Genomic DNA, 8,702 nt, shown 5'->3' with positions numbered 1-8,702 from the left:
CGGAGTCGGGGGGAATAACGCTTTGGCGCGGGGCTCAGCTCGCGCGCGTTCACGGCAGGACGGTCGACACCGGCTACGCGGCCTTGTCGGCCGAGCTACCCGGCGGCGGCTGGCCACTGGGTGCATTGGTGGAGCTGCTGGTCCAGCAACCAGGGATTGGCGAGATGCGACTCCTGAAGCCGGCGCTCGCCGAACTCAGCGCACGTCCAATTGCGCTCTTGCAGCCGCCGCATGTCCCTAATTCGCTGGCGTTCGCGTATCTCGGGGTGCCGGTCGAACGACTGATGAGGCTGCGAGCACCAAAAACGGCGGATGCGCTCTGGTGTGCAGAACGCGTGCTTCAGGCGGGGAGCTGCGGCGCGCTCATTTTGTGGCAACAGCACATCCGAACCGAGGCGCTGCGGCGATTACACCTGGCAGCGCAAACGTCGGAAACGCTGCTTGTGCTCATTCGGCCGCTCGCCAGCGCGCAGGATTCTTCGCCAGCCACGTTGCGGCTGGGAGTGCGACCCGCTGACGGTGGCCTCGTCGTCGATGTCGTCAAGCGACGGGGCCCAATACGAAGCGAAACGCTGTCCATCACTCTGCAACCGTCTCCGATTCTTCTCAGCCCCTATGGCCGTGTTCGTCGCCATCTTCCTGCCCCGGCTTTCGCTGGAGGTGTTCCGTCCGAGGTGGTCACCTCGCACTGAGCACGGGTGCGTCGTGCTCGAGCGCGACAAGGTGGTGGTGGCAGATTCGATGGCGCGCGAGGCTGGTGTGCTTCCGGGGATGAAACGCGGCGGCGTGACTACGCTATCGCCGGACGCGCTGATGTACGACCGGAGCATCGAGCGCGAGCGAGATATGCAGCGCGAGGTCGCCTTCGGTCTGCTGCGCTTCTCGCCGCAAGTCGCGCTCTGCGATGAGGAAACCATCGTGATGGACGTGACGGCCAGCCTGCGTCTCTTCGGTGGTATCCGCCAAGTCTGCGCGTTGATGCGCGAGGTCGTGATGTCTATCGGCGTGACGATTCGCATGAGCGTGGCGCCGACTGGCCAGGGAGCATGGCTGCTTGCAAAACGCGGCTGGTGCCGCGTGCTCAAGATGCCATCGCTCGAGCGGAACCTCAACGCACTGCCGTTCACGGTCGTGCAGGAGCTGCGCGGGTTTGCCGACTGGTTTCAAGGCCTAGGCTGCCGGGTGCTGGCCGACATCCGTCGCCTGCCGCGGGCCGGCCTGAAGAAACGCTGTGGCGTCGGGCTGCTCGATGCGCTCGACCGCGCCTACGGCCTCTCGCCCGAACTGTACCAATGGCTCGAGATGCCGCCGACTTTCAGCGCGCGCACCGAGCTTCCTGACCGGGTCGAGCATGCCGACGCCATCCTGTTTTCGGCGAAACGCCTCATAGTCCAGTTGTGCGGCTGGTTGAGCGCGCAGCAGTTCGCGCTGACCCATGCCACGGTGTCGCTCGAGCATGAGCGCGGCCGCGAAGCCATCGAGCCAACCACTCTCGAGATAGCGCTTGCGGAACCGACATGGCACGAGGAGCACCTCGTTCGTTTGCTGAAGGAACGCCTCGGTCGCACCGAACTGCCAGCCGCCGTCCTGGCGGTCCGGCTGACCGCGTCCAGCGTGCAGCCCGCCGAGCCACCGAGCGATTCGCTCTTTCTCGACCCGGGCGGTTCAGCTGAAGACCACAATCGCCTTATCGAGCTGCTGGTTGCGCGGCTTGGCACGGAGAACGTCGAGCGCGCGGCGCCGACATCCGACCACAGGCCGGAGATGGCGAACCGCTGGGTGCCCATCCAGAACGATGCGAAGGTGCAGGCACCGCCTCCAGGTCTGCCACGACCGACCTGGCTGCTCGAGAAACCCATCAAGCTCATGATGAAGAACCATCGACCGTTCTACGGCTCGCCGCTCAGGCTCGTGTCGACTGGGGAGCGCATCGAGGCAGGATGGCACGACAGCGAAGCGGTGACGCGCGACTACTACGTTGCAGAGGCCGCCGATAAAAGCTGCTACTGGATTTATCGCGAACGGCCCGTCGTGAAGACGGAAGAAGTGCGCTGGTATCTGCACGGCCTCTTCGGATAAGACGGTGCAATCGTGGACTTCCCATCGTCGATGCTTCCAGAGTACGCGGAGCTTTTCGCCTTCACCAACTTCTCGTTCCTCCGCGGCGCCTCGCACGGAGAAGAGCTGGTGCTGCGTGCATCCCAGCTCGGTTATTCAGGCCTCGCAATAACCGACGAGTGTTCGCTCGCCGGCGTCGTACGCGCCCATGTCGAAGCGAAGAAAGAAAAGCTCCCCCTGGTCATCGGCTCGTACTTTCAGCTCGTGAATGCAGACCGGTCGCCGGCCTTCGGTCTCATCTTGCTGGCGCAAAATCGCGAGGGCTACGGCAACCTTTCCGAATTCATCACGCTCGGACGCATGCGTGCAGCGAAAGGCGAATACCTGCTCACGCCGCACGACATCTCGAAGCCAGAGAAAGGCTACACGCATCTGCGGGGAATGCCGGACTGCCTCGCCATTCTGGTGCCCGATTTCCCGGCGACCGAAGATGCGCTGGCCGTCCAGCTCGAATGGATGAACGACGTGTTCGCGGGACGTGCATGGGTCGGACTGACGCTGCACCAGCACGCGATGGACGACATCCATCGGGGCATCGTCGAGCATGTGGCGGACCAGTATCGCGTACCGGTCGTGGCGACGGGCAACGTCGTCATGCATGTCCGCTCGCGTAAGCCGCTGCAGGACACGATGACGGCAATCCGGTTGCGTAAGACCGTCGCCGAATGCGGATACGACCTCGCGCCAAACGCCGAGGGCCATCTGCGTTCTCGGTTTCGGCTGGGGAACCTGTATCCGACGCGTGCACTGTACGAGACGCTCAACATTCTTGAACGGTGTAACTTCTCACTCGACGAGCTTCGCTACGAATATCCCGACGAGCTCGTGCCAGAGGGTTTTACGCACGAAGCGTATTTACGGCAGGAGACATACATCGGTGCGCACCGGCGCTATCCCAACGGCATTCCGCACAACGTCCAGGAGCAGATTGAGCACGAGCTACAGCTCATCCGCGAACTGGAATATGAGGCCTATTTCCTCACGGTCTACGACATCGTGCGCTTTGCCCGCAGTCAGCACATCCTGTGTCAGGGGCGCGGGTCGGCGGCGAATAGTGCGGTCTGTTACTGCCTCGGCGTGACGGAGGTCGACCCATCACGCGGGAACATGCTGTTCGAGCGCTTTATCAGCAAGGAACGTGGCGAGCCACCCGACATCGACGTGGACTTCGAGCATCAACGTCGCGAAGAGGTCATCCAATACATCTACCGGAAGTACGGGCGCGACCGTGCGGCGATTGCTGCAGCGGTATCCACATACCGGCCACGCGGCGCGCTGCGCGAAAGCGGCAAGGCGCTCGGCGTCGACCCGCAAATTGTGGACAAGGTGGCGAAATCGCATCAGTGGTTCGACCATTCGGCCGACCTGCTTCAACGCTTCGCTGAATCCGGACTGGACCCGGAGAATCCGCTCATCGGTCTCTGGGCGAAGCTTGCTGCTCAGATTCTCAACTTTCCACGCCACCTGTCGCAGCACTCCGGTGGCTTCGTCATCAGCCGCGGCAAGCTCACGCGGCTGGTCCCCGTCGAGAACGCGACGATGGCAGACCGCTCCGCCATTCAGTGGGACAAGGACGACCTGGAAGCGCTCGGCCTGTTGAAAATCGATGTGCTCGCACTTGGCATGCTGTCGGCCATCCGTCGCACGCTCGACATCGTGTCAGAGCAGTGCGGTGAGCGTTTCGAGATGCAGGACATACCTCCCGAGGACGCGGCGACCTACGAGATGATTTCGCGGGCGGACACCGTGGGCGTGTTCCAGATTGAGTCGCGTGCGCAGATGAGCATGCTGCCGCGGATGAAGCCCCGAGAGTTCTACGACCTCGTTATCGAGGTGGCCATCGTGAGGCCGGGCCCGATTCAGGGCGGCGCAGTGCATCCTTACCTGCGCCGGCGCCAAGGACTGGAGCCGGTGACGTATCCGAGCGACGCATTGGAGGTCGCTCTCGGGCGAACGCTTGGCGTGCCCATCTTCCAGGAGCAGGTGATGCAGGTGGCCATCCTGGCTGCCGGTTTTACGCCGGGCGAAGCGGACCAGTTGCGCCGCGCGATGGCCGCCTGGAAACGTAAGGGTGGTCTCGACAAATACTACGACCGCATCGTCAACGGTATGACCGAGCGCGGTTACACGAAGGACTTCGCCGAATCCATCTTCCAGCAAATTCACGGTTTTGGCGAATACGGCTTCCCGGAAAGCCACGCGGCGAGCTTCGCGCTGCTTGTGTACGCGAGCAGCTGGCTGAAGTGTCATGAGCCGGAGGCGTTCCTCGCGGCGATGCTGAACAGCATGCCACTCGGCTTCTACTCCGCGTCGCAGTTGATTCAGGATGCGCAGCGACATGGCGTGAAGGTGCTCCCAGCCGACGTCACCATCAGCAACTGGGATTCGGTGCTCGAGCGTGAAACATCGGCATCCAGGCCATCAGTACGCCTTGGCCTGTCGCTGTTGAAGGGCATGAAGGACGGTGCAGCGGAGCGAATCGAAGCCGCGAGAGCCGTGAGGCAGTTCTCCAGCGTCAGCGACCTTGCGCGCCGCGCGCAACTCGACCGAAATGACCTCAAGGTTCTGGCAGCAGCAAACTCGCTGTCACTGCTCGCTGGCAATCGACGCGAAGCGCTCTGGGCGTCCGTCGCCGCTGTGCCCGACAGCGACATCCTTGCCGATGCTTGCGTCGATGACGAAACGCCTGCGTTCGGGGCGCCGTCGGAAGGCGAAGACATCGTCGCAGACTACAACTCGATGAGCCTCACGCTCGGCCGGCATCCACTTTCCCTTCTGCGGCCAGCCCTGCTAGAACAGCGCCTGATGCCAGCGGCAACACTCATGACCTATCGTAATGGCAGACTCGCTCGTGGCTGCGGGTTGGTCACAGTGCGGCAACGGCCGGGAACGGCGAAAGGCGTGATGTTTCTCACCATTGAGGATGAGACCGGCAACGTGAACATCATCATCTGGACATCGGTTCAGGAGAAGTTCCGGCAGGAGGTGTTGGGCGCGTCGCTCCTCGCCGTGTACGGAACGTGGCAATGCGAAGGCGAGGTTCGCCACCTGGTTGCGCAGAGGCTCGTCGATTTGTCTCACCTGCTCGGCGGGCTAACGGCAGTCAGTCGCAACTTCTGCTGAGCTCGTGCTGATTATGTCATCAATGTCTGTATTGCCTTGCTCAGCGACTTTTTGCTGCCGCGCGATTGACGAAGGAAGATTTCCGCAATCCCCTTAGTCGGAATGCTCGTGTCCAACTTCGCAAGGTCTTTCAGTTTGACCCACTGGCAGCGCGCTATTTCGTTCGACGGTATTGGTTCCGAGCCGTCCGTCAGCCTAACAATGAAGACGAAGTGCCGGGTTCGCAGACCCCGAAACGGAAGAGGTAGTGGTTATTTGAAACTTGCAGCCCAGTCTCTTCGTCGAGTTCCCGGATTGCCGTGGACGCGATGTCTTCACCGGCTTTCTGCCGGCCACCTGGGAAAGCCCAGCGACCACGCTCCCGGGCGACCAGTAGAACGTTGCCGTTGCGCTCACAAATTACTGTTGCTCGTCGCTTCATTGTCCTTTCGGCGCCTTAATGGGCTTGTTGGCAAATGGATTGATGGGGTACACCTTCTCCGGTTCCTTGACCCGCTCGAGCAGCTGGACCTTGGGCCACGCTGCGACCATCGACTCCAAGCCACGCACGACGTTGGTTTCCAACGCCTGGATTCCCGAGTCACCTTGAAAATTAGCGCTGAACGCTGCATGGAATCGGTACTGGAAATGACCCGAAATTTCCGTGATTCGCTCAGCCGTACCTGACTCCGTGTAGATGACCGATTCGGGCGAGAACGGGTCGTAGTAAATCACGTTCGGATAGTCGGTATTGACGGCAACGCGTGGCTCATCGGAGACCAAAAGCGAGCCCACGAGCTGAATTGAGCCTTTCATGCCCTTCGGCGTCTTGAACACCCAGATTCGCTTGGGCAAGCGTCCAGCGAGGTCTGTGAGCTTTGAGTTGTTGGAGCCGAAGTATCCGACCTCACGGTTCTTCAGGTTCGATTCCAGCTTCTGCCAGTAGTAAAAGATGTCCATGCAACTGCGCTTGATTGTTTGGTTGTTTGTCGATGTTCTTTGATATTACCAACTCCGCGTGGATAGTCTCCTTCGCCGGAAGAAGCCCGCTTAAAATAGGCGTATCGTTATCTTGTCGCGCGCAGTTGTAAATTGATACAGCAACGCAGTTAGGAATTGATACACCTCGTTGTAGGGTTGCTCCTTTTGGGCGGCCCGTGATCAGCTACGAGGAGTACATGGAAATCGAGATTCTGCGTCGCCAGGGAAACAGCCTTCGGGACATCGCGGTCGAGACCGGCATGGCAGTCAACACAGTCAGGAAGTATCTGGAATCGGGTCCGCCGCAGCGTAAGGCCCGTCAGCCAGTCGTCGGCAAGCTTGCGCCCTTCAAGGCCTATTTGCAGGGCCGTGTCGAAGCAGCGAAGCCGGACTGGATTCCGGCGACGGTGCTCAAGCGGGAGATTGAGGAGCGCGGCTACACGGGCGGTTTGCGTCGGGTGCAGGAGTATCTGCAGAAGCTTCGCCCCGCTGCACGCCCCGACCCGGTGGTCAGATTCGAGACAGAGCCGGGACATCAGATGCAGATGGACTGGATTGAGTTTCGTAAGCCGGGGCACAAACTCGGCATGCTCGCGGCGTTCGTTGCGACGTTGGGCTACAGCCGTGTCAGCTACGCGGAGTTTGTCACCGACATGCGTATCGAAACGCTGCTGGCTTGCCATGTGCGGGCATTCGAGGCATTTGGCGGCGTCACCAGAGAGATCGTGTACGACAACATGAAGACGGTGATTCTGAAACGCGATGCCTATGGCAAGAAGCAGCACCGATATCATCCGGGGTTCGCTGACTTCGCCAAACACCATGGGTTCGTGCCGCGCGTGTGCAAGCCATACCGCGCGAAGACGAAGGGCAAGGTCGAGCGTATGAACGGATATCTGCGCTATAGCTTCTGGGTCCCGTTGGTTTCAATGCTCAAACAGGCAGGGCTCACAGCCGACTGCGGCCTGTGCAATGAGCGCGTCAGGCTGTGGTTGCGCGACGTCGCCAACGTCCGGGTGCATGGCACTACCAAACGGGTTCCGGCCGAGGTGTTGCTCGAGGAGCGGCCGCATCTTCTGCCACTGCCGGCACCATACGTGGGACGATCGGTTCGAACGGGAGCGACGCCACATCAGCAGCCGAAACCAGCATCACGGTACGCGACCTCGGAGTGGAACAAACCGTTGCAGCACCCGTTGTCGGTCTACGACGCGTTCAGCCGCGCACAGGAGGTAAGCGCATGACGCCGCAGCTCGAACGACTGACTGTGTTGTGCAAGCAGCTCAACCTGCTGCACTTGCCGACACAGATTGCGCACCTCGGCCAGATGGCCGCCAAACGCGAGCTCGGCTATCTCGACTTCCTCGAACAGGCCTTGAAGGATGAAGCGATGGCACGCGCGGAGCGAATGCGCCGGATGCTGACGCGTCTGGCTGGATTCCCGGCAATCAAGACGCTTGATGAATTCGACTTCGAATTCGTGCTCGGCGTACCGAAAGCATTGGTTCTCGAACTCGGCAGTCTTGCCTTTGTGGAGCGTGCCGAGAATGTCGTGCTGCTCGGACCCAGTGGCGTTGGCAAAACCCATCTTGCCGTCGCGCTTGGATATCGTGCAACGCAGGCCGGATTTCGCACCCGCTTCATTACTGCCGCCGATCTGCTGATGCAATTGACGACAGCGTTGCGGCGTAACCAGCTGGAGGAAACTATCAAGCGGATCACGAAGCCATACAGGCTTCTGATCATTGACGAGATGGGGTATCTGCCCATGGACCGGGAGCAGGCGAACCTGCTCTTCCAGGTGGTCGCCAAACGGTACGAAACCGGAAGTCTCATCCTGACCAGCAATCTTCCGTTCGGCCAGTGGGACCAGACCTTCGCTGACGATGCAACGCTCACGGCGGCGCTCCTCGACCGGCTGCTTCATCACGCACACGTCGTGCCGATCTCCGGCGACTCGTACAGGCTGAAGGAAAAACGTCAGGCCGGCATGATCAACCGCATCCCACCACCGCACCTGAACGACGCGGACGATGTCAAACGCAAACGCAACTCGAAGGAGGCAGCACTCAGCTAATAACCGTATGCGCAGGTGTATCAAATTCAAATTGCGTTTGCGTCCGAAGCTGTATCAACTTGAGATTGCGTTTGACAATCTCGCGGCCGCGGCTCTGATGCGACTGCAAATCGGAAGTGACTTGTAGCACCCCACATGGTCAAAGGAGGCGGCGATGAGCAAAGGAACAGGCGGCAACCAAGGTGGCGCGCGCGGTAACTCGAGCGGCCCATCGAAAGGCTCGTCCGGTGGGGCAAAATCGGCCGGAAGCGGCGGCCGGTCGGGCGGTGCTTCGTCCGGTGGTAATTGGCCGAGTACGACCGGAAACCCATCCGGCGGTGGGCGCGGGAACGCCGCACCTCGCGGAAGTCGATAAAGCCTGCGCCAGGGCACGGACCAGCGACTTCGGAGAAGCTCCTGCTCTGTAAGCGCTAAATCTGCCACA

7 protein-coding genes are annotated in these 8,702 nt (G+C 60.9%); 5 read left to right on the top strand and 2 right to left on the bottom strand.

Going from position 1 to position 8,702, the window contains the following annotated elements:
• Positions 1-14: 14 nt before the first annotated feature.
• From imuA to L810_RS35770, 3 genes are read left to right on the top strand one after another with little or no spacing between them, the layout of a single operon-like run.
• The gene (gene imuA / locus L810_RS46270) at positions 15-692 is read left to right on the top strand and encodes a translesion DNA synthesis-associated protein ImuA (protein WP_081712942.1); all 678 of its coding nucleotides are present in this window, start codon (positions 15-17) and stop codon (positions 690-692) included.
• The gene (locus L810_RS35775) at positions 616-2,079 is read left to right on the top strand and encodes a Y-family DNA polymerase (RefSeq protein WP_012431283.1); all 1,464 of its coding nucleotides are present in this window, start codon (positions 616-618) and stop codon (positions 2,077-2,079) included. The genes imuA and L810_RS35775 overlap by 77 nt, the downstream gene beginning before the upstream one ends.
• Before the next feature lie 30 nt (positions 2,080-2,109).
• Complete coding sequence (locus tag L810_RS35770) at positions 2,110-5,241, top strand: error-prone DNA polymerase (protein ID WP_012431282.1); 3,132 nt, start codon at positions 2,110-2,112, stop codon at positions 5,239-5,241.
• A 190-nt stretch (positions 5,242-5,431) separates the two neighbouring features.
• On the opposite strand, the gene L810_RS49395 is transcribed toward L810_RS35770, so the two are convergent.
• Both L810_RS49395 and L810_RS35765 read right to left on the bottom strand, forming a co-directional pair.
• Positions 5,432-5,662 (bottom strand): NUDIX domain-containing protein, encoded by a 231-nt coding sequence (locus L810_RS49395; RefSeq protein ID WP_223274461.1) that lies wholly within the window; start codon positions 5,660-5,662, stop codon positions 5,432-5,434.
• Positions 5,659-6,180: a hypothetical protein gene (locus L810_RS35765; protein ID WP_012431281.1), complete on the bottom strand. Its 522-nt coding sequence runs from the start codon at positions 6,178-6,180 to the stop codon at positions 5,659-5,661. The genes L810_RS49395 and L810_RS35765 overlap by 4 nt, the downstream gene beginning before the upstream one ends.
• 197 nt (positions 6,181-6,377) lie before the next feature.
• On the opposite strand from L810_RS35765, the gene istA reads away from it, so the two are divergent.
• Together istA and istB are read left to right on the top strand one after the other, a co-directional pair.
• Positions 6,378-7,445: an IS21 family transposase gene (istA, locus tag L810_RS35760; RefSeq protein ID WP_021163056.1), complete on the top strand. Its 1,068-nt coding sequence runs from the start codon at positions 6,378-6,380 to the stop codon at positions 7,443-7,445.
• Positions 7,442-8,278, top strand: coding sequence for an IS21-like element helper ATPase IstB (istB, locus tag L810_RS35755; protein WP_012431280.1), 837 nt, complete (start codon positions 7,442-7,444; stop codon positions 8,276-8,278). Before istA ends, istB begins: the two co-directional genes overlap by 4 nt.
• Positions 8,279-8,702: the final 424 nt, after the last annotated feature.

It is taken from the genome of Burkholderia sp. AU4i (genome assembly GCF_000466765.1).
Taxonomy (GTDB): domain Bacteria; phylum Pseudomonadota; class Gammaproteobacteria; order Burkholderiales; family Burkholderiaceae; genus Burkholderia; species Burkholderia cepacia.
Note: the sequence above shows the minus strand (reverse complement) of the source record. Positions and strands in the feature narration are given on the sequence as shown.

What these genes read in the sequence shown, in the direction of transcription:
- L810_RS35775 (WP_012431283.1), top strand. Translation starts at nt 616, where the DNA reads ATGGCCGTGTTCGTCGCCATCTTCCTGCCCCGGCTTTCGCTGGAGGTG.
- L810_RS35765 (WP_012431281.1), bottom strand. Translation starts at nt 6,180, where the DNA reads ATGGACATCTTTTACTACTGGCAGAAGCTGGAATCGAACCTGAAGAAC.
- L810_RS35770 (WP_012431282.1), top strand. Translation starts at nt 2,110, where the DNA reads ATGCTTCCAGAGTACGCGGAGCTTTTCGCCTTCACCAACTTCTCGTTC.
- istB (WP_012431280.1), top strand. Translation starts at nt 7,442, where the DNA reads ATGACGCCGCAGCTCGAACGACTGACTGTGTTGTGCAAGCAGCTCAAC.
- L810_RS49395 (WP_223274461.1), bottom strand. Translation starts at nt 5,662, where the DNA reads ATGAAGCGACGAGCAACAGTAATTTGTGAGCGCAACGGCAACGTTCTA.